This window comes from Paraburkholderia sp. GAS334, from assembly GCF_050436625.1.
Classification (GTDB): domain Bacteria; phylum Pseudomonadota; class Gammaproteobacteria; order Burkholderiales; family Burkholderiaceae; genus Paraburkholderia.
The window spans coordinates 273,326-294,484 of record NZ_JBNDMO010000009.1; the positions used below are offsets into that span (position 1 = coordinate 273,326).

The following is a 21,159-nucleotide window of genomic DNA, read 5'->3' on the forward strand; positions in this document are numbered from 1 at the left end:
GCGCGCCTTCCTTAAGCCTGCAGAACGTGCAAGCACGCTGCATCCATAACAAAACATATTGGAGACCCGGCACACCGGAACATCGGCGTTGCGTGTCTCTCAGGAGCGCTCAAGTGTCATCTCAACCCGTTCGAACCGCTGCATCGCTCGCCTCAGGCGACCCCGCCGCGCTGCAAGACAGCGCATCCCAACGCTATGTGCAGCTGATGTTGCTGGTGCTCGCCGCCGGCGCCATCTATCCGATTCTCTATCTGCGGCAGGTCTATCAGCCGACGATGCTGGAAGTGTTCCACATCACCGATAGCCAGCTCGGCTACCTGTATTCGTCGCTGGGCACGATTTTTCTGCTGAGTTACCTGCCGAGCGGCTGGCTCGCGGACCGCATCGCACCGCGTCTGCTGATCTGTTTTTCACTGATCGCCACCGGTGTGCTGGGTCTCTGGTATTCGACCGCACCGTCGTTCAATGTGTTGATGGTGATCTTCGGCGGCTGGGGGCTGACGACCGGCCTGACGTTCTGGGCCGCCGTCATCAAGCGCGTGGCGATGATCGCCGGTACGCGTGAGCAGGGCCGCTTTTTCGGTTTGCTCGACGGCGGGCGCGGTCTGATCGAAGCGATGCTCGCAACGATCGCGATCACGCTGTTCGCCTGGTTCACACAAACGAAGGGCGAGCCGGTCGCAGCCGGCTTCAAGCTGGTGGTCTACATGTATGCGTTTCTTTGTGTCGCGCTCGGCGTCGTGCTCGCGCTGGTCAAGGATCCGCAAGGCGCTAGCGACGCAGCCGCCAGTCGCACCGCACGCAAACGCAGCAACGTGCTGGTCGATCTGAAAACGCTCGCGACGATTCCCGAGTTGTGGCTGGTTGCCGCGATTGTGTTCTGCGGCTATCAGGTGTTCTGGGCGACTTACAGCTTTTCCGCCTATCTGCACGAAGGCGAGATCGGTCTCACTGTGGTGATGGCCGGCACGATCACCACGCTCAAGCTGTGGATGCGGCCTGTCGGCGGTATCGGCGGCGGCTTTCTCGGCGACCGTTACTCGAAGGTCTCGGTGCTGGTTATCGCGCTGTTCCTCGCCGCGTTGTCGTTGCTCGGACTGATGGCGGCGCCGCGTATTTCCAGCCACGTGCTGCTGGTGTTCCTCGTGCTGTTCATCGGCATTCTGACTTACGCGATTCGCGGCCTGTACTGGTCGCTGCTCGATCGCTGCAACATCCCGGTTGAAACGATGGGTCTCGCGATCGGCCTCATCTCGGTGCTCGGCTATTCGCCGGACGTGTTCCTGCCGCTGATCAACGGCTATCTGACGCAGAATTTTCCGGGCGTCTTTGGTTACCAGCTGTACTTCGGTTATGTGGCTGGAATGGCGGCGCTCGGCGGCTTCGCCGGCCTCGCGCTGCGCAACATGCTTAACAGGAAAGAGGGTGCGTAAATGAAAGTTGTCTCGCTCGAAACGCATATCGTTGCCGTTCCGCCACCGCATCTCGGCGGCATGTACTGGATCTTCGTCAAGCTGAAGACCGATTGCGGCATCGAAGGCGTCGGTGAAATCTATTCGGCGACGTTCCATCCGAAGGCGATGACGCACATCATCGACGATGTATTCAGCCGCTATCTGCTGGATAAGGATCCGCACCACATCGAGCGGTTCTGGCGCGAAGCGTATTCGAGCGGTTTCACGCAACGTCCCGATCTGACGATGATGGGCGTGGTCAGCGGGCTGGAAATGGCGTGCTGGGACATCATCGGTAAAGCGGCGAACAAGCCGGTGTATGAACTGCTCGGTGGCATGGTGAATTCGCGCCTGCGCTCATACACGTATCTGTATCCAGAGAACAGCCGCGGCGAGTACGACTACGACGATCCTGATCTCGCCGCCGAATGCGCCGCTGAGAACGTCAAGCGCGGCTTCACCGCGGTGAAGTTCGATCCGGCGGGTCCGTACACGGCGTACTCGGGGCATCAGCTGTCGCTCGAAGTGCTGGACCGTTGCGAAACGTTCTGCCGCAAGGTGCGCGAAGCGGTCGGCAGCAAGGCCGATCTGCTGTTCGGCACGCATGGGCAGATGGTGCCGTCGTCCGCGATCCGGCTTGCGAAGCGGCTCGAAAAATACGATCCGCTGTGGTTCGAAGAGCCGGTGCCGCCGGGGCAGGAAGGCGCGATGGCGCAAGTCGCGCAGCACACCAGCATTCCAGTCGCCGCCGGTGAGCGCCTGACCACGAAGTACGAATTCTTCAAGCTGCTCGAAGCAGGCGCTGCGTCGATTCTGCAACTGAACGTAGCGCGCGTCGGCGGTCTGCTCGAAGCGAAGAAGGTCGCGGCACTCGCCGAGGTGTACTACGCGCAGATCGCCCCGCATCTGTACAACGGCCCGATTGGTGCTGCCGCGAGTATTCAGCTGGCCGCCTGCACGCCGAACTTCCTGATCCAGGAGAGCATTGGTACGTGGGATGGCTTCCATTCGGCGGTGTTGATGAAGCCGATTCAATGGGAAGACGGCTACATCATTCCGTCGCAAGAGCCGGGTCTTGGTGTCGAGCTGAACATGGACGTGGTGCGCCAGCACACACCGTACACCGGCGAGCGTCTGCATCTGCAAATGGCTGCCCGGCCCGCCGACGTGAAAGACCTCGCGCCGGCCAAGGGTTGAAATTCGATTTTCGCATTCACTGGATTGAGCGCCGTCGGGCGACATAGAGCATGAACTACGATTACATCATCGTCGGCGCGGGTTCGGCGGGCTGCATTCTCGCCAATCGCCTGTCGGCGTCCGGCCAATATTCGGTGCTGCTGCTCGAAGCGGGCGGCAAGGACGACTCGTTCTGGTTCAGGATCCCAGTCGGTTTCACTAAGACGTACTACAACGAAACCTATAACTGGATGTACTACAGCGAGCCCGAAAAGGAACTCGACAGCCGGCCGATCTATTGCCCGCGCGGCAAGGTGCAGGGCGGCTCCGGCTCGATCAACGCGATGATCTACGTGCGCGGCCAGCCGCACGATTTCGACGACTGGGCGGCAGCGGGCAACAAGGGCTGGGCATTCCGCGACGTGCTGCCGTATTTCCGCAGGCTCGAATCGCATCCGCTCGGCAACACCGAATATCACGGTGCCGACGGCCCGATCCGCATTTCGCCGATGAAAGATGCGGTGCATCCGATTTGCCACGTGTTTCTGAACGGCTGCGACCAGGCGGGCTACAGGCGTAGCGACGATTTCAACGGCGCACAGTTCGAAGGCGCCGGCATCTACGACGTGAATACGCGCAACGGTCAGCGCTCGTCGAGCAGCTTCGAGTATCTGCATCCGGTGCTGACGCGCAGGAATCTGACCGTCGAGTGTGACGTGCTGGCGAGTCGCGTACTGTTCGACGGCAACCAGCGCGCGATCGGCGTGACAGTCACGCAGAATGGCAGCACGCGTCAGTTCATGGCGAATCGCGAGGTGATCCTGTCTGCGGGCGCGGTCGATTCGCCGAAGCTGCTGCAACTCTCAGGCGTTGGCGATAGCGCATTGCTCGCGAAGCATCGCATCGCGCTGGTCAAGGACCTGCCCGCGGTCGGCCAGAACCTGCAGGACCATTTGTGCGTGAGCTTCTACTATCGCGCGAACATCAAGACGCTCAATGACGAAATGCGTCCGTTGCTCGGCAAGCTGAAACTTGGTTTGCAGTATCTGCTGACGCGTAAAGGGCCGCTCGCGATGAGCGTGAACCAGTCGGGCGGATTCTTCAAGGGCAACGATCGGGAAGCGCAGCCGAACCTGCAGCTTTACTTCAATCCGCTGTCGTACCGGATTCCGAAGAGCAACAAGGCGAGCCTTGAACCCGAGCCGTATTCGGGCTTCCTGCTGGCGTTCAATCCGTGCAGACCGACCAGCCGTGGATCGATCGAGATTGCGTCCAACCGGGTTGAAGATGCCGCGAAAATCCGGATCAACGCGCTGACAACCGAAAAGGACATCGACGATGTAATCCAGGGTTGCGAACTGGTGCGCAAGGTCATGGCCGCGCCCGCGCTGAAGGCGATCACGGTCGAGGAAATCTCGCCAGGACCGCAGGTGAATACACGCGAAGGCTTCCTGCAATACTTCCGCGAGCAGTCCGGTTCGATCTATCACCTGTGCGGCTCGTGTGCGATGGGCGACGATCCGCGCACGTCGGTGGTGGACGCACGTTTGCGGGTGCACGGTATCCGCGGCCTGCGCGTGGTCGATGCGTCGATCTTCCCGAACATCACATCCGGCAATATCAATGCGCCGACGATGATGGTGGCGGAGAAGGGCGCCGCGATGATTCTCGAAGACGCGCAGGTAGAGGCGTTTCTTAAAATCGATGCAAAGGAGCTGGCTGCCGCGGCCTGATGATCAAGGCATAGCCGTCAGGTAAGCTGGAAACCGCGCGGATGCAATGCTATCGGCGCGGTTTTTTTGCGCCGGAGGCATCGCATCGGCGCACATTCATAGCGCAGTCTGAATCAGGGCGCGTCGTTTAGCGGCGCCGATTCCGACGAATCGAGCGCGCGTTCCGTCAGCCAGATTTCCTGTTGCAGCCAGTCGCGAAACAGCGCGACGTGGGGCAGGTCGTCCTGCTCCGCGCGCGTCACGAGCCAGTAGGACTGGTGGCCGTCGACGTGCACATTCAGCACCTGCACCAACTGGCCTTCCGCCAGTTCGCGCCCGATCATGTGACGATCGGCAATCGTCACGCCGAGGCCGTCGACTGCCGCGCGAATCGCGTGATCGAGCAGATCGAATTCGTAGCCGCCGCGCGTATCGACGTTGTCGATGCCGGCGGCCTTCAGCCAGTGCTGCCAGGTCAGATACCGCTGATCGGCGCTCGCCAGCACGTGCAACAGCGTGAACTGATTCAGATCGATCGCCGTGCGTCCCGTCTGGCGCGCCAGCAGCGTCGGCGCGCACACGGCGACGTGACGTTCGTTCATCAACAGGCGGTTGTCGAAACCTTCCCACTCACCGTTGCCGAAGCGGATCGCGCAGTCAAGGACGCCCGATTCGGCGAGATTGTCGTCGACCCGCGTCGACAGGCTCAATTCGAGGTGCGGATGCGCGTCGCGCAGACGACCCAGACGCGGCATCAGCCAGCGGCTCGTGAACGTGGGCGGCGCATTGATGCGCAGCCGGTTGCGATGGGTCTTTTCCTGAAGACTGCGCACCGTCAGTTCTATACGGTCGAACGATTGCTGCAATGCCTGCAGCAGGATTCGACCGGCGGCGGACAGTTCGAGGTGGTGATGATGGCGCTGCAACAGCGTCTCGCCAAGCTGCGCTTCCAGTTGCCGGACCTGCCGGCTCACGGCACTTTGCGTGACATTCAACAGCTCGGCGGCGCGCGTGAAGCTGCCCGTGCGGCCAGCGACTTCGAAGGCTTTGAGCGCGTTCAGCGCGGGCATTTTGCGTTTCATGAGTGTCTCTGCTCGGATGCGGTGAACCGGGCGCTATTTTACGTGTTTGGCGCGGCGGAACCGGAACGGCGGACAGCGATTGTGGTTGTAGCAAGAGGGCTGCGACGCCGGCTTGCCCGCGTTCAGAAACGGAGTAGCCTTAACTTCACACTCAGTGTGGAGGTGGGAAATGGTCAATGTAGCGTTGTTCGTTCGCCTCGAGGCAAAGCCGGGCAAGGAAGCCGCTGTCGAGAGCTTTCTTCGTTCCGGTCTGCCGATCGTTCAGGAAGAGCCGGGAACGGTCGCGTGGTTTGGGCTACGGCTGGGACCGTCGACGTTTGGCATCTTCGACGCATTTCCCGACGAGGAGGGGCGGCAGGCGCATCTCGCCGGACGCGTCGCCGCGGCGCTGATGGCGCAAGCTCCCGATCTCCTGTCGCAATCACCTGTCATCGAAAAAGTGGATGTACTCGCGGCGAAATTGCCTGGATAGAAGCGGGGGCGGCCGCCCGGGTTCCGGATTCACCCTGCTCCATCCTCATCGTTTTTCCGGTGAACCAGCCGGCATTGATCATGTTCAGCAGCCAGGTTGTCCGCGCAAATCCTCCATGGTGCCCATCCGGTAGCCTGACACGTTCAGCACGTCGTCGATCCGGCCGGTGATCGTGAAGTAGCCGGTCTCCGGGTCGCGAATCGCGCCATCGCCCGCGAGGTACAGCTTCCCCCCATTCCGCGACAGATTTCGCGCGCTTGATGCAGGTCAAGGTTCGAAGCGGTAAAGCACCGATCATGACTGCATGGGTTCCAGTTGCGACCCGTTGCATGGGGGCCAACGGACGACGGCTTTCTGGCGCTCGAGGCCGCGTTCACCGGGGGGAAGCCCGATGAAGAACCGTTGTTGTCGTCGCAGCCCGTTTTCTGTCGTGGAGCGGAAGGAATCAGGTCATTTGAAGCAGCGTATTTCGTGTGAGGTGACCTATGGGAGTCGGCATGCAGATTGTGTATCTGGGATTTGCCGGGACGACGCAGATCGAAGGCGAGGCGGGCGCGCAGTTCGTCCGCCTCGAACGGTTCGGCAAGCAGATCTCCGGGTGTCATCTTGCGATCGAGGCGATCGGCGTCCGGTCGGGGCATTGTGTGTACGACGCGCGCCTCGATCTGATCACCCACACCAACGATCTGGTTCCCGTCGAGCATTGCTCGAATGAGGATCCGAACGTCGCCTTGCGCTCGGCGTTCGACGCCGCGGAGCGGCAGCTCGACCAGTGGCCACTACAGCGCGGCAACACGCCCGTGCCGGTGCCGCGCGCGTCGTCGCGTGCTGTTTCTGATCCTTTAACCCGCGGTGGGGAGACCATCATGTATCACCATATCCTGGTAGCGGTAGACGGCAGCGAGTCTTCGAAGCGCGCATTGAGCGAAGCCATTCGCATGGCGTCGCTCGCGCACGGCCAGCTCACGGCGGCCTATGTGGTGGATAGCTCGCATTCGTTTGCGTATCCCGGTGCGTACGACCCGCTCGCGTTGACGAGAGCGATACGCGCCGATGGCGAGCAGGTCCTCGCCGAGGCCCGCACGCTGATGGCTCAGCATGACGTTGCGGGCGTTGCGGAGATTGTTGAAACCGATGGCCTTTCCGAGGACATCGCCAGCTGCCTGCAACGCACGGCAGAGCGTATCGGCGCCGATCTCGTCGTGCTCGGCACCCATGGCCGCCGTGGCATCCGGCGGTTGGTGATCGGCAGCGTCGCCGAGCGCTTTGTGCGGTTCTCGACGTGCCCTGTGCTGCTGGTGCGTCAGGAGCAGCCGGCGTCCTGAGCGCGAGTGGGGGAAACGCGCGTGGCGCCGGCACGCGAAACGGCTAATCTGTATCAAGCGGGATGCCACTTCGTCGGCACAGGTTTTCCCTGACGGTGTACGGCGGTTCCGCGAGGCCGGGCAGGAGGACACCATGGTGCGCGCAGAACGCCGGATCGTGTTTGCGACAATTGCTGTGTTCGTCGTGCTGGGCGGCATTGCGGCCGCGATCCACGGATTGCTGTTCGATCAGGACAGTGTGACGCGCAACGGTGTCATTGTCGCGGGAATCGGCGTGGCGTGCCTCGCGCTGATGCTCACGCCACGTCCCACCGACGAGGACTGAGAAAAGGCTGCCATCGCGCGATGCTTATGCCGCTCGGGCGCGAGCAGCTGAGCGCCCCGGCCGGATGGGGTGAATTGCGGTCCCGAATTCAGTCCCATCGCGTCGCTCGCTCCGCCAGCGGGCGTCCTCGGCCGTAATCGGGTGCAATCGGGCCCCCACGACCGGCCGGGAGGGGCATTGATCTGGGTCAAGCGCTGGGAGGCGCGACTTGTCGTGCGGCGCCGACGGCCTATCCTGTGTGAAGGCGCCCGTCGCGCGTGGCGACACGCGCCTCGCCATGCGGCGGATCCGGATGCGCGTTCTGGAACCACGCATCGAGTGAAGTACTCTCATGCATATCCATTTTCCGCAGGAACGCCCGGATTATTGCGGCCGGGACCTTGTGCTGGCGTTTCCGTCGGTGGTCAACGGCAAGCGTGTCCAATGCGCGATCACCGCCGAGGCACTCGAAGATCATTTCGGCGCGGCGTCGCTACGCGAGGATGACCTGCTCGCCGCGTTCGAGGCGCATCGGGCGGCCATCGAGCACGCGGCCGAGCGGATGTTGAAGGAAGTCGATGGCAAGCCGGTGCTGTTACGTAGCGGCTACTTCCGGTTCTGTGAGTGACGCGCCACGTAAGCAGCGCGGTCGTCATCGGCGCGGCGATAACCGGTTCGCCCCGGCCTTCCCGGCGTCGACTGGAGATCAATCTGGGAGGCAAGCGATGCGCGCGATGGTGTTCGACGGCAGCTCGAGTCTGCTACGCGACATGCAGGTGCCGGATCCCGCACCGGCCGCCGGACAATTGTTGATCGACATTCGCGCTTGCGGGATTTGCAGGACCGATCTGCATGTCGTCGACCGGGAATTGACCGATCCGAAGCGGCCTGTCATTCCCGGGCACGAGATCGTCGGCACAGTCGCCGCGCTCGGCGCCGATGTCACGGGATTCGCCGTCGGCGACCGTGTGGGCGTGCCGTGGGTCGGGCGAACCTGCGGACATTGCCGCTATTGCCTCGCTCACCGCGAAAATCTGTGCGATGAGCCGGGATTTACCGGTTACACGATCGACGGCGGCTACGCGGAGCGTACGGTCGCCGATAGCCGTTACTGCTTTCATTTGCCGCCTCAGTATTCCGACGTGGAAGCCGCGCCGCTGCTATGCGCCGGCCTGATCGGCTACCGAACCTTGAGCATGGCCGGCGACGCGCAGCGCATCGGCATCTACGGATTCGGCGCGGCGGCCCACATCGTCGCGCAGGTTGCGCGGCACCAGGGGCGGACAATCTATGCGTTCACGCGGCGAGGCGATACGGCCGCACAGCAACTCGCGCTCAGCCTTGGCGCAACATGGGCCGGCACTAGCGACGACACGCCGCCTGAGCCGCTCGACGCCGCGCTTCTGTTCGCGCCGGTTGGCGCGCTTGTACCGCTCGCGCTAAAGGCGGTGGCGAAGGGCGGCATCGTGGTGTGCGGCGGAATTCACATGAGCGACATCCCGTCGTTTCCGTATGCGTTTCTGTGGGGCGAGCGGCGGGTCGTATCGGTCGCCAACCTGACACGCGAAGATGGCGTCGCCTTCATGCGACTCGCCGGCGAGACACGTCTCAAGATCGAAACGACGCGCTATCCGCTCGGTGACGCCAACCAGGCGCTTGCCGACCTGCGCGAAGGACGGCTGACAGGCGCCGCGGTGCTGACGGTCCGTTGAGGTCGCATCAGGAAGCACGGCGCTGAAAGCGCCTCGCTGTGAGTTCCGGCATCGGAGGGAACCGGCCCGGCGGCCCGGTCGCCGATCGACTTCATACCCGCGCCAGTCCGTCCAGATCGAGAATGTGAATCTGCTTGCCGCGTGTCTCCACCAGACCTTCGCGCTGGAACTTCGAGAACATGCGGCTGACGGTTTCGAGCTTCATGCCGAGATAGCTGCCGATCTCCTCGCGCGTCATGCGCAGATAGAACTCGGCGGGCGAATAACCGCGCGCTTTCAGCCGGGTGGACAGGTTCAGCAGGAAAGCGGCGACGCGCTGTTCGGCGGACATCGTGCCAAGCAGCATCATCAGCACCGATTCCCGGACGATCTCGCTGCTCATCATCCGGTGCACGTGCTGCTGGACGCCTTTGGCTTCCCGGCAAAGCGATTCGAGCAGGTGGAAGGGAATGATGCAGACATTGCTGTCCTCGATCGCGATCGAATCGCAGCTGTGGTGGCCGGTGCTGACGCCGTCGAGTCCGAGCGCGTCGCCCGCGAGATGGAAGCCGGTGACCTGCTCGCGTCCATCGCGATGCATGACGATCGTCTTGAACGAGCCCGCGCGCACGGCATAGATGCTCTGGAACGAATCGCCCGTGCGGTAGAGCGCTTCACCCTGCTTCACCACGCGTGTCGAGCAGATGATCGCGTCGAGCCGCAGCAATTCGAGCGGCGAGAGACCCTGCGGCATGCAGACAGAACGCATCGCGCAGGTGGAGCAGCGCGACGCCGGACGTGTCGCGTCGGCGTGGGCGCCTGCCGCGTTGGGCGCGCGGGATACCGCCGGGATGTTGCGGGCAGGCGGCGCGTCGACAGGGTATTCGGCAACGTCAGACATGATCTGCTCCTCTTCACTCAGTGGCGCCAGCAACACGCTCGCGCGCGATTCTCTCAATCGTGTCTCGCGCCAGCTGGAATTCGCTGGTCTTGTCGAAGAAGTAGTGCGCGCGACGGCCATGCAGGCTTCGCGAAACGACGCATTCGAATGGTTGGTCAGCACGCGTGCCGACAGCGGCGACACCCAGCACGAACACAACGATAGCCTCCACACCGGGCGCTGCCCGAGTGCGGCGATACGCGGCCGTTCCGGCTGCGTGCGAGCGCTGTGAGCCTTATTGTGCACTGCCATGCGGGTTCGCCTGACCGGGATCTTTCCACGTGGAGCGATGTCAATGCGGAGAGGGGAGAAATTCGTCTGAGGCCCTCGCCTGAGCGGCGCGGATTGTACCTCCCCTCATTTTGCCCGCTTTACCCGTGGTGTGCCAGCGCGAAACAGCGAGTAGCCTGTACAGGATCTGCCCGCCCGGCCGGGACAGCGCCCGACGCTTGATCCGCGTCAAGTCTACGTCCGTGACTGGCCGTCACACTGAAACCTCGCACGCGGCCGCGATGGTCGCGCCATCAACATGAGCGGGCGTAAGCCCCGGAGGCGGTCATGTACAAGCGAATTTTCACGGCGATCGACGGCAGCGGCTGCGCGCGGCTTGCGCTCGAAGAAGCGATCAGGCTGGCGCAGGTCACGAATGCCACGGTAACGGCCGTTTGCGTCGTCGAACACGCGGCGCGACTCGTCGATGTCGGGGAGGGGGTCCTCGACGACGATCCCACGAGCATCGAGGCGTCCGAACGGGCCACCGCCGCGCTGGCCGAAGCAGACGAACGCTTTCGGAAGGCCAACGTGCAGGGCGTGGCCCGCGCGATCGACGCCTGGGGCGAAGACATCGCCAGCGTGCTCTCGCGAACGGCCGACGAGTGCGAGGCCGAACTGGTCGTCATCGGCACGCACGGCCGCCGGGGCTGGCGGCGGATGCTGATGGGCAGCGTCGCCGAATCGCTGGTCCGGCTGACGAGCCTGCCGGTCCTGCTCGTGCGCTTCGACCCGGAGGCTGAGCCGCCGATCGGCGCGAGCGCGGCCTCGTAAGGGTCGCCGGTCGCGGCAGGCAAGCTTCGTCCGCCGGGGGGCGCCATTGACGCTGAACGTCATCGCCCCGCCGATACCGGTCGCCTCGCCCGAAGCGGCCGGCCGCCGGCCCGGAGCGTCGTCCGTGCAGCCAGGGCGGCGGAACCTGATGCTCGATGAGCCCGTGTTGATCACCACAAATGCGCGTGTTCGCATGAACGCGTCAGTGCGACATCAGCACGGGCAGGGTCATCGACTGGAGTACCGAGCGAGTAACGCCGCCCATCACGAGTTCCTGCCAGCGGGCGTGACCGTACGCGCCCATCACCAGCAGATCGCTTCCGCCATCGGCGGCGTGCGACAGCAGCGCTTCGCCAATCGGGTCGGCGTGCGGCACGACCAGATTTTTCACTTCGACCTGGACGCCGTGTCGCGCAACGACCGCCGCGATGTCGGCGCCCGGAATCCAGCTACCGGGCGGCTCGCCTTTCGCGCCGTTCACGGTGACGATCGTCGTCAGCGTTGCGCGCCGCATGAACGGCAGCGCGTCGTGCACCGCCCGCGTCGCCTCGCGGCTGCCGTCCCATGCCACGGTGATCCGGGACCCGGCCGACGGAAAGTTGCCGGCATAGGGCACCATCAATACCGGACGGCCAGCCGACATGACGAGCGCTTCGGGGAAATGGTCGCCGACATACGCGTCGGGATCGTTGGGGTCGTCCTGGCCGGCCACGATCAGGTCCGCACAGCGGGCGAGGCGCGGCACGGCGTGGTTCGCGTATTCGTCGGTACTGATCCAGTCCACGGGCACCTGTGCGCGCATCGCTTCGGCGTGAAACAGGCGTTCGAGCGCCGCACGCCGTTCCTGTCGAAGGTTTTCGTGTTCGGGGTAGTAGCCGGCAGTGCCCGCCATGACGTAGAACGAGCGCGGATCGGGCGTGAACACCGAAAACACGCCCGTGATGTGCGCGTCGAAGCGCTTCGCGAGATCGAGCGCGAGTTCGAGCCGCGGATGGGCGCGCTCGCTCGTGTCGAGATGAACAGCGATGCTCTTGTAACTCATTACGGCGACTCCAGAAAAAGGACGGGGCGGGCTTGCATCATCTGGAGTCTATGAGCGCGGCTGCTCTGTGGCTTGACGCAGATCAAGCGTGAGACACAGCCAGCCGTTTGATACAGGTCAAGGAAAGGGCGGCGCGGTCGCCTACAGTGGTCGGATACCGCTGTCGTGGCTGTCGCGCTTCGTCTTCGTCTCTTCCTCGCGTTTCAAGGAGCCCATCATGGCGACCAGCCCGACGAAATTGCCGCGCTGGTTGCGTTTCTCTGCTCTGACGACGCCAGCTTCATCACTGGCGCCGATCTGGCGATCAACGGCGGCATGCACATGCAATGAAGCGGGATCTCTCAAGGCGCGCGCAGCGGCCTACACTTGATGCACGTCAACCCTCATATTGCACTGCAGCCTACAGTCCTTTCGGAGAGGACCCTTTGTTCCATCACTGGAGGCGCGACAATGAAAGCACTTGTGTATCACGGTCCGGGAAAGAAATCGCTGGATTCACGGCCGGTTCCCGAGCTCGCGGCACCGACCGATGCGATCGTCAAGATGACACGCACGACCATTTGCGGCACGGACCTGCATATCCTGAAGGGCGACGTGCCCACCTGCGAACCGGGCCGCATTCTGGGCCATGAGGGCGTCGGCATTATCGAGCAGGTTGGCGCCGCGGTGTCGTCGTTCAAGCCAGGCGATCACGTGTTGATCTCGTGCATCTCGTCGTGCGGGAAATGCGACTACTGCCGGCGCGGCATGTATTCGCATTGCACGACCGGCGGCTGGATTCTCGGCAACCGGATCGACGGTACCCAGGCTGAATACGTGCGCATTCCGCATGCGGAAACCAGCCTGTATCCCATTCCCGCCGGCGCCGACGAAGAAGCGCTCGTGATGCTGTCCGACATCTTGCCAACCGGCTTCGAATGTGGTGTGCTGAACGGCAAGGTGGAACCCGGCAGCACGGTGGCGATTGTGGGCGCCGGGCCGATCGGCCTCGCGGCGCTGCTGACCGCGCAGTTTTACTCGCCGGCGCAGATCGTGATGATCGATCGCGATGCGAACCGGCTCGAGATCGCGAAACGGTTCGGCGCGACGGCCTGCATCGATTCCGGCCACGCCGACGCGGTGACGGAAGTCATGAAACTGACGGATCAGACCGGCGTCGATTGCGCGATCGAAGCAGTAGGTGTGCCTGCCACGTTCGAATTGTGCGAAGCGCTGATCGCGCCGGGCGGCGTGATCGCCAATGTCGGCGTGCATGGCGTGAAGGCCGACCTGCATCTGGAGAAATTGTGGGATCGCAACATCTCGATCACCACGCGCCTCGTGGATACCGTCAGCACGCCGATGCTGCTGAAGACAGTCCGCTCCGGCCGGCTCGATCCGAAGCAGCTGATTACCCACCGTTTTCATCTCGAAGCGATGGAGAGTGCCTATGACACGTTCGGCCGCGCGGCGGATACGCACGCGTTAAAGGTGATCATCGAAGTGCCTTGAGCGGCACGCGACGCGAGGAAATGGAACTGGATTTTTGTCGGCGACGAATGAAACCCGATCCTGCCCGCGGAATGCGGCTCCGGGAAGCGCTTGCAGATCAACTGATCGGCTGATCGGCTGATCGGCTAACGAAAGGTGCGGAGGGCATGGCGCATTGCGCCATGCCCTCCGTCACGCCATTGCAACAATGGCCCAATCGAACCAGCACACGAAGGCGACGGCGATGACCACGATGCAGGGACGGACGAAAAAGTCGCAGATGCACCGCGACAAACACGCTGAGGCGCATACCCCCGACACCCACCGCATGCACAAACGGGCAGGAGGCGCCTCGAAATGCCCCGAGTGCGGAGCCATCTGCGATAAAGGTCGCTGGAGCTGGAGCGCGACCTTCACGGAGATGCGTCAGCTGATGTGCCCAGCCTGTCATCGCATCCACGAGAACGTGCCAGCGGGCGAGATCATATTCGACGGCGACTATCTGCTGAATCGCCGGGACGAAGTGGTAGCGTTGCTGAATCATCAGGCGGCCAGCGAGCAGAGGGATCATCCGCTCGAAAAGATCATGGACATCGATGCGCATCCGACGCACATTGTCGTGCACACCACGGGGTCGCATATGGTGCGCAGGATAGGCGTGGCGATGTTGCATGCGCACCACGGGCATCTGGAGATCAGCTACCGCGACGACGAGGGGCTGCTGCGCGCGCATTGGGAACGTTCGCTGGTCACCTGACCGGCGTGGCGGCGCCCGCGCGCCCTCGCGAGGCGCCGTATTCATGTAAAGTCAATCCATCCCGTGCAGCCGGCGTCGTGTGGACGCGCGGTCCTCCATACCCCTTTGGTCTGACTCTTTCAGATGAAATACAAGGACTATTACGAGGTTCTCGGTCTGGCGCGCACCGCGACCGAGGAGGAGATCAAACGCTCGTACCGGAAGCTCGCGCGCAAGTATCACCCGGACCTCAGCAAGCATTCAGACGCGGAGGATCGCTTCAAGGAACTGGGCGAAGCCTACGAGGTGCTCAAGGATCCGGAAAAGCGCGCCGCTTACGACCGGCTGGGGAGTGACTGGAAAAACGGCCAGGACTTTCAGCCGCCGCCGAACTGGGACGAAGGGTTCGAGTTCACTGGTCCGGGCAATGAGGCTTACGCGCAGGGCAACCTGGACGATTTCTTCGAGGCGATGTTCGGCGGCGCGCACCGCGGGCATCCGCGGGCGGGACCGTCGCCCGCGATGGGGCAGGATCATCACGCGAAGATCGTCATCGATCTGCGCGATGCCTGGCGAGGCGCGGAGCGTTCGATTGTGCTGCAGTTGCCGGTTGTCGACGAGCAGGGCCATGTCACGCTGCAGTCACGCACGCTGAACGTCTCCATTCCGAAGGGCGTACGCGCCGGACAGCATCTGCGTCTTTCGGGGCAGGGCGGAGCCGGGCGAGCGGGCGCGCCCGCTGGCGATCTCTACCTGGAAATCGCTTTTAAGGAAGACGCGCGTTTTCACGTAGACGGACGCGATGTCTCGATCGACCTCCCGGTCGCGCCGTGGGAAGCCGCGCTCGGCGCGCAGGTGACGGTCCCGACACCGGACGGTGCGGTAGAAATGACAGTGCCGAAGAATTCCGCCGGCGGCAGGCGTCTGCGACTCAAGGGGATGGGAATTCCCGGCAATCCGCCAGGCGATCTCTACGTAGTCTTGAACATCGTGTTGCCTTCGGCCGACAGCGAGCCGGCAAGAGCCGCATACGAAGCGATGCGGCAGGCGTTCAACTTCGACCCGCGCGCGCGGTTCTACGGGTAACTCATCATGAAAGACTCTGCGACGCCCCGTCTGGAAGGACAGGTCATCGATGAACAGGTGGAGTTCACACTCGTCGAGCTGTGCCGGGTGACCGGTGCATCAGAAGACGAGTTGACGCTTTGGGTGGCCGAAGGGGTTTTCGACCCGGACGGCAACGGACCGCAGGACTGGCGCTTTAGCGGCGCGTCGCTGCGCCGCGTGCGCACCGCGCAGCGGCTCGCGCACGACCTGCAGATCAATCCGCCCGGCATCGCGCTGGCGCTTGACCTGCTGGACCAGATCGACGCATTGCGCGCGCAGCCTCGCCGTCCGCCGCGCGCGTAAGTGCCGGGAGAAGAGAGATGAAAGACGCATACGAGCGGCGCGCCCTGTTGCTTCATCTGGGCGACGTTCTGGAGGCCATACAGGACGTTCTGCATTGCCGCCGCGACGAGCAGGCCGTGCGCGAACTGGTCGCCGCGCACCATTCCCTGGCCCGTTTCCCGCTTCTGACCCAGATATCGCCGCAGATGCCGGTGCAGGAGTTCGTCGAGCGCTCCACCCGTGCGTTTGCTTCGTGGCCACAGGCGCTGTTGGAGGAAGATCTGAACCGCGCGCAACTCGCGCTAGCCGTACGGCGTTCGCTTTTTGCCGGTAATCCGGCAGGCTGGCGTGCCTATGTCGCGACGTTAAGGACAGAGGTCGCCTGGTTCGGCAAGAACCTGCCGCTGGTCGAAGACGAAGGTAAGGGCGAGGCCGCGGTCCAGACAGACACCGGCGACGACGAACCGGCGAACGACGTCGAGGAAGGCGCTGTCGAAGTTCCCGGTGGCGATGAGCGTCCGGGCGCAGCCGATGTCGAACGCGGCGATGTCGAACAGCAGCGCGCCGGTCAGAAAGGTGTCGAAAACGTCGAAAGCGGCGGGCGCATCTATCCATCCTGGCCGTGGAAATCCGAAGGTTGATCAATCTTTGATCACGATCAGTCGCCAGATGGCTGCTGCCGCTATCGTGAAGCGATGGATGCAGGCCATATGGCGAAGACCATCAACGTCTAGCGCTTTCACGCTCGGAATGGATTTCCGTCCATTTCTTTTGGCGACGCAGTAACGGATAGCAGGGTCGCAGCCGCTTCACGGGAGATAGAAGGATGGCCGACGACGCGACGCAACCCGTACCTGCCTTGCGCACCCTGTGGAACCGTCTGAAACAGCATCCGCTCTCACGCCTGGGGCCGGGACTCATCACCGGCGTCGCAGACGACGATCCCAGCGGTATCGCCACCTATTCGCAGGCGGGCGCGCAGTTCGGGCTCAATATGCTCTGGACGATGCCGCTCGCGTTTCCGCTGATGGCCGCCGTCCAGTCGATGTGCGCGCGGATCGGGCGCGTGACGGGCAAGGGCCTCGCGGCCAACATCAAGGAAGCGTTTCCGCCTTTCGTTCTGCGGGGCGTCGTGCTGCTCCTGCTGGTCGCTAACACGCTCAACATCGCCGCTGACGTCGCCGCAATGGGGGAGGTTGCCGAACTCGTCACCGGTGTCAGCCGTTACCGGATGACCGCCGTTTTCGTGTTCGGCACACTGATCCTGCAGGTGTTCGTTCCATACCATCGTTACGTTTTCTTCCTGAAATGGCTGACCATTTCGTTGCTTGCCTACGCAGCTGTGCTGTTCATCGTACACGTCCCCTGGGGGCAGGTCATGGCGCGCACGGTCTGGCCGCATCTCACGTTCGATTCCAGCGCCGCCGCGATGGTGACTGGCGTGTTTGGAACGACCATCAGCCCTTATCTGTTTTTCTGGCAGGCATCGGAAGAAGTTGAGGATATGCATGCGGCACATGCCGATGCGCTCCTCACTGGCAATGCACCCGCCGCCGCGGAGGAACTGCGCCGTATTCGCTGGGACACATGGAGCGGCATGCTGTATTCGGATCTCGCCGCGTATTTCATCATCCTTGCGACAGCGGTAACGCTTCACGTTGCCGGCGTCACGGATATCACCACGGCCGCACAGGCAGCCAGCGCACTCAGGCCCCTCGCCGGAGATTTTGCCTACATACTCTTTGCGCTTGGCATCCTGGGTGTCGGCATGATCGGGGTGCCTGTGCTGGCAGGATCCGCAGCGTATGCGCTTTCAGAGACAATGGGATGGAAGGAGGGACTCGAACGCAAGGCTAACGACGCGCGGGGCTTCTACGGCGTGATCGCCGTTAGCGTGCTGGCCGGATTCGCGATTCAGTACTCGCCGGTCAGTCCGATGAAGGCACTGTTCTGGAGCGCCGTGATCAACGGGGTCGTCGCTGTGCCACTGATGGTCGTCATCATCGTGCTGGTGTCGACGAAACGGGTGATGGGTGTGTATACCGCAGGCCGCACGCTGGTTTTCCTCGGCTGGCTTGCGACGGCGATCATGGGCGCCGCTGCCATACGGATGTTCATGCCGGGTTAGCAGGCTAGCGGCGCTCGGGCGGTGCTCTACCCAGAATATCGTCCAGCACCGGGACGACAGCGAGCGTTAGCAGGATGAGCGCGAGCGGCAGCGTCGCGATAAACCCGAGATGCTTGAAACCCACCGCGCCGATCAGCCCGCCAACAAAGAACATGCCGAGCAGTGACGACAGCAGCGCGAGTTTCTGCCGGTCGGCTCGCACAGGGACGTCGACAGTACCGGAGACGTTCCAGTAGGCCAGCTTGCCCAGTTCGATGCCCATATCGGTGACGAGTCCGGTTACGTGAGTGGTGCGGATCTCAGCCCTGGAAATCTTGGTGATGATCGCATTCTGCAACCCCATCACGAAACACAGCACGGCGACCGTGGCTGACACGGACAGCAGATGATGACTGTCGAGCCTGAAGCCGATCAATCCGAAACACAGCAGCAGCGCGGCCTCCAGCATCAACGGCGTTGCATACTGGCTATGCGCTTCGCGTCGACGCCCCCAGTTGATCAGGATGGCGGACGTCGCTGCGCCTGTCAGAAACGCTAGCAGCGAAGCCAGACCTGCTGCTACAAGTCCAATTTCGCCAAGTGCAAGATTGTCGGCCATCGACGAAACGATACCCGACATGTGCGACGTGTACTGGCCGACCGCAAGGAAGCCGCCCGCGTTTGCAGCGCCCGCGACGAACGCCAGCCAGCGTCCCAGGCGTCGGTTGGTTGTATCCGTTCGCTCACGGCTTGCGAAGCCGCGCAGATAGTTGATTGGCATGTTGATCGACGAAAGTATGTCCAGCGCATCATCTCACACCGTTCGAAGAGATTGCCTTGACGGGCAGCGACGGCGCCAGGGTGTCCACGGCCTCAATGTGCGCGTGCAATGCTGCCCCGTCAAGAACGGGCCTGATCGTTCATCGCGGCGCTTACCGAAGTAGCGAGCGAACAGTCTCCACAAATGCGGGAGATTCAGATGAGAAACGGGATTCTGGCGGGTATCGTAGGAGGAGTGCCGCCAGCACCGAATTTTTAGGAAGATTTCGGATCTGAAATTGAACCGGTCAATTCGCCACGCCCGGCTTCACGAAAATTTCATTGCACGCGTCCAGGTTACCCGTCGATTCAGGAGAACATTGCTCATGGTTATGAAACGCATCCATGCCCTGTTCGCTGCCGTTGTACTAATCGCGACGATTGCACCGGCATGCCAGGCGCAGTACACCACCGACTGGCTGGCGAACACATTTGGCACGAATGCCACCCACGTCGGTAACGGCGCGCGTTCCATGTGGGTAGCGCCCGAGGGCGTCATCTATACATCCTCGTTGTGGGATGAAAACGAAGGCGGAGTCGCCCTGTACCGGAACGGCCAGAGCGTGGGTTCCATGGGGCTGCACAACGATTTTCAGGGGAGTGCCATTACGGGTAATGCAACGTCAATCTTCGTGGCTTTGCAGTTCAGCAGAACGGACGGCGGTGGAAGGGTGGGGCGCTACAACCGGAGGAGTCAATCTCGCGACCTCGTCATTCCCGTCAGCGCGACAACGACTGAGGCGCGTGCCGATGTCGTCACGGGACTCGCGACATCAGGCTCACTCCTTTATGCGAGCGACTTTCCTGGAAATCGCGTCCGGGTTTTCAGTACCGACGGCGTCTGGCAGCGGGATATCAATGTGTCAGGCCCTGGCGCGCTCGCCGTGGACGGCGCCGGCAATATCTGGGTTGCCCAGAAAGGTGCGGGCACGATTGTCGAATTCAGTCCCGCTGGCGCACCTTTGAACACGATCCAGATGTCCGCTGCGTCCCGACCGTCCGCGCTGTATTTCGACGCGGCAACAGGACAGCTCATGGCCGGCGACGAGGGGCCCGACATGAACATCAAGATATACAACATCATGGGCGGGCCGATTCAGGTCGGCACGTTCGGCATTCAGGGCGGATATCTCGACACGACGGCCGGAATCAAAGGCCAGGTCGGCGACAAGCGCTTCACCCGCGTTGCCGGCATCGGCAAAGACGCCGCCGGCAACCTGTATGTGCTCAACAACCCATGGGGTGGAACCTGGGACCTCGGCCGCAACGGCAACACTGACATTCACGCCTACGACAGCTCGGGCAACCTGCGATGGAAGCTTCAGGCACTGAACTTCGAAGGCAACGCCGCTCCGGACCCCGGTACAGACGGCGCGTACTTCTATGGAGGCTTCAACGTCTACACCGGCACAGCCGGCGGAACTTTCGTGGCCAACACCGTCGATCCGATCGACTATCCGTCCGATCCGCGAATCGACATCAACGACGGCCAGCGCGGCCAGCACTTCGCGCAAATCGCCACCGTCGGCGCAAACCGGATCTTTGTGGCATCCGGCCAGAATCCTGGGATCTTCCACTTCTTCCACTTCAACGCGGCCAATGGCTACATCGCAATACCGGACGCGTCGCTGCCGGGTGCAGCGTTCAATACGGCTGCACAGGTCACGGGTGGATTCTGCCTCGACAGCAACGGAAACATCTGGGCTGGCCTCGACAGGACGAACCACATCTACTACTACCCGCTGACCGGCTTTGACGCCGACGGCAAGCCGACCTGGGGAGCCGCGGTGACGTACTCCACGCCGAGGTCCATCAGACCCATGACACGAATCATCTACCTCGCGGACAGCGACACCATGATCCTGGCGCAAGGCATTGTGGGGAGCACAGACTGGACGTCGATCGGAACGAGGGTCGAGGTGTATCACGGCTGGCGCGCAGGAAACCAGACCTCACCGAATCCCGTGATCAACATCACCAGCCCCAACGCCAAGTCGATTACGGCAGCAGGCAATTATCTGTTCGTCGGGTACGTACACACCGTGCCCAACATCGACGCATTCAATCTCAACACAGGCAGCCTGGACACCACGTTGGTCAATACCAGCCCCACCCTGGTGGACGTCGGTAATGACGTGGATTCGATGTATGGCCTCAGGTCATACCTGCGATCGACCGGGGAGTACGTGGTCACGAAGGATAACTACAACGAGTCCAGCATTGTTGTTTATCGCTGGACGCCTGGATGAGTCGGGGGCGACGGCCCGTGCGACTTGCTGGCTGGGGGAACCTGCCGCAGGCAGCCGGCGAACCCGGGGTAACGGTCCGCCATCCATGCGGAGCCGGTTTCATTCCCCATGAGTGTGGCCACATGTATGCCGGCGAAGGCACAAACG

General features: G+C 62.6%; 21 protein-coding genes and 1 pseudogene. 17 read left to right on the plus strand and 5 right to left on the minus strand.

The window, feature by feature from the left end:
* Positions 1-113 precede the first annotated feature (113 nt).
* The 3 genes from P3T21_RS18965 to P3T21_RS18975 are packed head-to-tail and all read left to right on the plus strand — an operon-like array spanning position 114 to position 4,363.
* The gene (locus P3T21_RS18965; protein WP_429257472.1) at positions 114-1,433 is read left to right on the plus strand and encodes an MFS transporter; all 1,320 of its coding nucleotides are present in this window, start codon (positions 114-116) and stop codon (positions 1,431-1,433) included.
* Entirely contained in the window at positions 1,434-2,651 is a 1,218-nt protein-coding gene (locus P3T21_RS18970) for a mandelate racemase/muconate lactonizing enzyme family protein (RefSeq protein ID WP_429257473.1), read from the plus strand. It begins immediately after the preceding gene.
* Between the two features lie 50 nt (positions 2,652-2,701).
* A complete protein-coding gene (locus P3T21_RS18975) occupies positions 2,702-4,363 on the plus strand; it encodes a GMC family oxidoreductase (RefSeq protein WP_429257474.1) in 1,662 nt (553 codons plus the stop codon).
* A 113-nt stretch (positions 4,364-4,476) separates the two neighbouring features.
* Here P3T21_RS18975 and P3T21_RS18980 read toward each other — a convergent pair whose 3' ends face one another.
* Complete coding sequence (locus tag P3T21_RS18980) at positions 4,477-5,412, minus strand: LysR substrate-binding domain-containing protein (protein ID WP_429257539.1); 936 nt, start codon at positions 5,410-5,412, stop codon at positions 4,477-4,479.
* A gap of 181 nt (positions 5,413-5,593) precedes the next feature.
* Between P3T21_RS18980 and P3T21_RS18985 the strand changes: the two genes are divergently transcribed.
* The 5 genes from P3T21_RS18985 (at position 5,594) to P3T21_RS19005 (ending at position 9,237) form a co-directional block, all read left to right on the plus strand.
* Positions 5,594-5,896 carry a putative quinol monooxygenase gene (locus tag P3T21_RS18985; protein ID WP_429257475.1) on the plus strand — a complete coding sequence of 101 codons (303 nt, stop codon included), beginning with the start codon at positions 5,594-5,596 and terminating at the stop codon, positions 5,894-5,896.
* A 497-nt stretch (positions 5,897-6,393) separates the two neighbouring features.
* On the plus strand, positions 6,394-7,221 hold the full coding sequence (locus P3T21_RS18990) for a universal stress protein (protein ID WP_429257476.1): 828 nt from the start codon (positions 6,394-6,396) through the stop codon (positions 7,219-7,221).
* Between the two features lie 133 nt (positions 7,222-7,354).
* On the plus strand, positions 7,355-7,546 hold the full coding sequence (locus P3T21_RS18995; RefSeq protein WP_429257477.1) for a DUF2964 family protein: 192 nt from the start codon (positions 7,355-7,357) through the stop codon (positions 7,544-7,546).
* 331 nt (positions 7,547-7,877) lie between these two features.
* Complete coding sequence (locus tag P3T21_RS19000) at positions 7,878-8,153, plus strand: DUF1488 domain-containing protein (protein WP_429257478.1); 276 nt, start codon at positions 7,878-7,880, stop codon at positions 8,151-8,153.
* A 97-nt stretch (positions 8,154-8,250) separates the two neighbouring features.
* Positions 8,251-9,237: a zinc-dependent alcohol dehydrogenase family protein gene (locus tag P3T21_RS19005; RefSeq protein ID WP_429257479.1), complete on the plus strand. Its 987-nt coding sequence runs from the start codon at positions 8,251-8,253 to the stop codon at positions 9,235-9,237.
* A 91-nt stretch (positions 9,238-9,328) separates the two neighbouring features.
* On the opposite strand, the gene fnr is transcribed toward P3T21_RS19005, so the two are convergent.
* Both fnr and P3T21_RS19015 read right to left on the minus strand, forming a co-directional pair.
* Positions 9,329-10,117, minus strand: coding sequence for a fumarate/nitrate reduction transcriptional regulator Fnr (fnr, locus tag P3T21_RS19010; RefSeq protein WP_429257480.1), 789 nt, complete (start codon positions 10,115-10,117; stop codon positions 9,329-9,331).
* A 13-nt stretch (positions 10,118-10,130) separates the two neighbouring features.
* Positions 10,131-10,328 (minus strand): hypothetical protein, encoded by a 198-nt coding sequence (locus tag P3T21_RS19015; protein ID WP_429257481.1) that lies wholly within the window; start codon positions 10,326-10,328, stop codon positions 10,131-10,133.
* 386 nt (positions 10,329-10,714) lie between these two features.
* Here P3T21_RS19015 and P3T21_RS19020 point away from each other — a divergent pair, with 386 nt between their 5' ends.
* Complete coding sequence (locus P3T21_RS19020) at positions 10,715-11,200, plus strand: universal stress protein (RefSeq protein ID WP_429257482.1); 486 nt, start codon at positions 10,715-10,717, stop codon at positions 11,198-11,200.
* 202 nt (positions 11,201-11,402) lie between these two features.
* Here the strand turns inward: P3T21_RS19020 and P3T21_RS19025 are convergent, their stop codons facing one another.
* The gene (locus tag P3T21_RS19025; RefSeq protein ID WP_429257483.1) at positions 11,403-12,242 is read right to left on the minus strand and encodes a universal stress protein; all 840 of its coding nucleotides are present in this window, start codon (positions 12,240-12,242) and stop codon (positions 11,403-11,405) included.
* Positions 12,243-12,467: 225 nt separating this feature from the next.
* Here P3T21_RS19025 and P3T21_RS19030 point away from each other — a divergent pair.
* The 7 genes and pseudogenes from P3T21_RS19030 to P3T21_RS19060 form a co-directional block, all read left to right on the plus strand.
* Positions 12,468-12,572 (plus strand): annotated as a pseudogene (locus P3T21_RS19030) (SDR family oxidoreductase); the annotation flags it as partial.
* Between the two features lie 120 nt (positions 12,573-12,692).
* Positions 12,693-13,733 (plus strand): zinc-dependent alcohol dehydrogenase family protein, encoded by a 1,041-nt coding sequence (locus P3T21_RS19035; RefSeq protein WP_429257484.1) that lies wholly within the window; start codon positions 12,693-12,695, stop codon positions 13,731-13,733.
* Between the two features lie 223 nt (positions 13,734-13,956).
* Positions 13,957-14,469 (plus strand): BCAM0308 family protein, encoded by a 513-nt coding sequence (locus tag P3T21_RS19040; RefSeq protein WP_429257485.1) that lies wholly within the window; start codon positions 13,957-13,959, stop codon positions 14,467-14,469.
* Between the two features lie 123 nt (positions 14,470-14,592).
* On the plus strand, positions 14,593-15,534 hold the full coding sequence (locus P3T21_RS19045) for a DnaJ C-terminal domain-containing protein (RefSeq protein WP_429257486.1): 942 nt from the start codon (positions 14,593-14,595) through the stop codon (positions 15,532-15,534).
* Between the two features lie 6 nt (positions 15,535-15,540).
* Positions 15,541-15,858, plus strand: coding sequence for a chaperone modulator CbpM (locus tag P3T21_RS19050; protein WP_429257487.1), 318 nt, complete (start codon positions 15,541-15,543; stop codon positions 15,856-15,858).
* A gap of 17 nt (positions 15,859-15,875) precedes the next feature.
* Positions 15,876-16,478 carry a hypothetical protein gene (locus P3T21_RS19055; RefSeq protein WP_429257488.1) on the plus strand — a complete coding sequence of 201 codons (603 nt, stop codon included), beginning with the start codon at positions 15,876-15,878 and terminating at the stop codon, positions 16,476-16,478.
* Positions 16,479-16,663: 185 nt separating this feature from the next.
* Entirely contained in the window at positions 16,664-17,965 is a 1,302-nt protein-coding gene (locus tag P3T21_RS19060; protein WP_429257489.1) for an NRAMP family divalent metal transporter, read from the plus strand.
* Between the two features lie 4 nt (positions 17,966-17,969).
* Here P3T21_RS19060 and P3T21_RS19065 read toward each other — a convergent pair whose 3' ends face one another.
* A complete protein-coding gene (locus tag P3T21_RS19065) occupies positions 17,970-18,725 on the minus strand; it encodes a YoaK family protein (protein WP_429257490.1) in 756 nt (251 codons plus the stop codon).
* A 364-nt stretch (positions 18,726-19,089) separates the two neighbouring features.
* Between P3T21_RS19065 and P3T21_RS19070 the strand changes: the two genes are divergently transcribed.
* Positions 19,090-21,012: an SMP-30/gluconolactonase/LRE family protein gene (locus P3T21_RS19070; RefSeq protein WP_429257491.1), complete on the plus strand. Its 1,923-nt coding sequence runs from the start codon at positions 19,090-19,092 to the stop codon at positions 21,010-21,012.
* Positions 21,013-21,159 lie beyond the last annotated feature (147 nt).

What these genes read in the sequence shown, in the direction of transcription:
- P3T21_RS19005 (WP_429257479.1), top strand. Translation starts at nt 8,251, where the DNA reads ATGCGCGCGATGGTGTTCGACGGCAGCTCGAGTCTGCTACGCGACATG.
- fnr (WP_429257480.1), bottom strand. Translation starts at nt 10,117, where the DNA reads ATGTCTGACGTTGCCGAATACCCTGTCGACGCGCCGCCTGCCCGCAAC.
- P3T21_RS19025 (WP_429257483.1), bottom strand. Translation starts at nt 12,242, where the DNA reads ATGAGTTACAAGAGCATCGCTGTTCATCTCGACACGAGCGAGCGCGCC.
- P3T21_RS19050 (WP_429257487.1), top strand. Translation starts at nt 15,541, where the DNA reads ATGAAAGACTCTGCGACGCCCCGTCTGGAAGGACAGGTCATCGATGAA.
- P3T21_RS19070 (WP_429257491.1), top strand. Translation starts at nt 19,090, where the DNA reads ATGGTTATGAAACGCATCCATGCCCTGTTCGCTGCCGTTGTACTAATC.
- P3T21_RS19065 (WP_429257490.1), bottom strand. Translation starts at nt 18,725, where the DNA reads ATGCCAATCAACTATCTGCGCGGCTTCGCAAGCCGTGAGCGAACGGAT.
- P3T21_RS18985 (WP_429257475.1), top strand. Translation starts at nt 5,594, where the DNA reads ATGGTCAATGTAGCGTTGTTCGTTCGCCTCGAGGCAAAGCCGGGCAAG.
- P3T21_RS19040 (WP_429257485.1), top strand. Translation starts at nt 13,957, where the DNA reads ATGACCACGATGCAGGGACGGACGAAAAAGTCGCAGATGCACCGCGAC.
- P3T21_RS19060 (WP_429257489.1), top strand. Translation starts at nt 16,664, where the DNA reads ATGGCCGACGACGCGACGCAACCCGTACCTGCCTTGCGCACCCTGTGG.
- P3T21_RS19045 (WP_429257486.1), top strand. Translation starts at nt 14,593, where the DNA reads ATGAAATACAAGGACTATTACGAGGTTCTCGGTCTGGCGCGCACCGCG.
- P3T21_RS18970 (WP_429257473.1), top strand. Translation starts at nt 1,434, where the DNA reads ATGAAAGTTGTCTCGCTCGAAACGCATATCGTTGCCGTTCCGCCACCG.
- P3T21_RS19020 (WP_429257482.1), top strand. Translation starts at nt 10,715, where the DNA reads ATGTACAAGCGAATTTTCACGGCGATCGACGGCAGCGGCTGCGCGCGG.
- P3T21_RS19055 (WP_429257488.1), top strand. Translation starts at nt 15,876, where the DNA reads ATGAAAGACGCATACGAGCGGCGCGCCCTGTTGCTTCATCTGGGCGAC.
- P3T21_RS19000 (WP_429257478.1), top strand. Translation starts at nt 7,878, where the DNA reads ATGCATATCCATTTTCCGCAGGAACGCCCGGATTATTGCGGCCGGGAC.
- P3T21_RS18975 (WP_429257474.1), top strand. Translation starts at nt 2,702, where the DNA reads ATGAACTACGATTACATCATCGTCGGCGCGGGTTCGGCGGGCTGCATT.
- P3T21_RS18995 (WP_429257477.1), top strand. Translation starts at nt 7,355, where the DNA reads ATGGTGCGCGCAGAACGCCGGATCGTGTTTGCGACAATTGCTGTGTTC.
- P3T21_RS18980 (WP_429257539.1), bottom strand. Translation starts at nt 5,412, where the DNA reads ATGCCCGCGCTGAACGCGCTCAAAGCCTTCGAAGTCGCTGGCCGCACG.
- P3T21_RS18990 (WP_429257476.1), top strand. Translation starts at nt 6,394, where the DNA reads ATGCAGATTGTGTATCTGGGATTTGCCGGGACGACGCAGATCGAAGGC.
- P3T21_RS19035 (WP_429257484.1), top strand. Translation starts at nt 12,693, where the DNA reads ATGAAAGCACTTGTGTATCACGGTCCGGGAAAGAAATCGCTGGATTCA.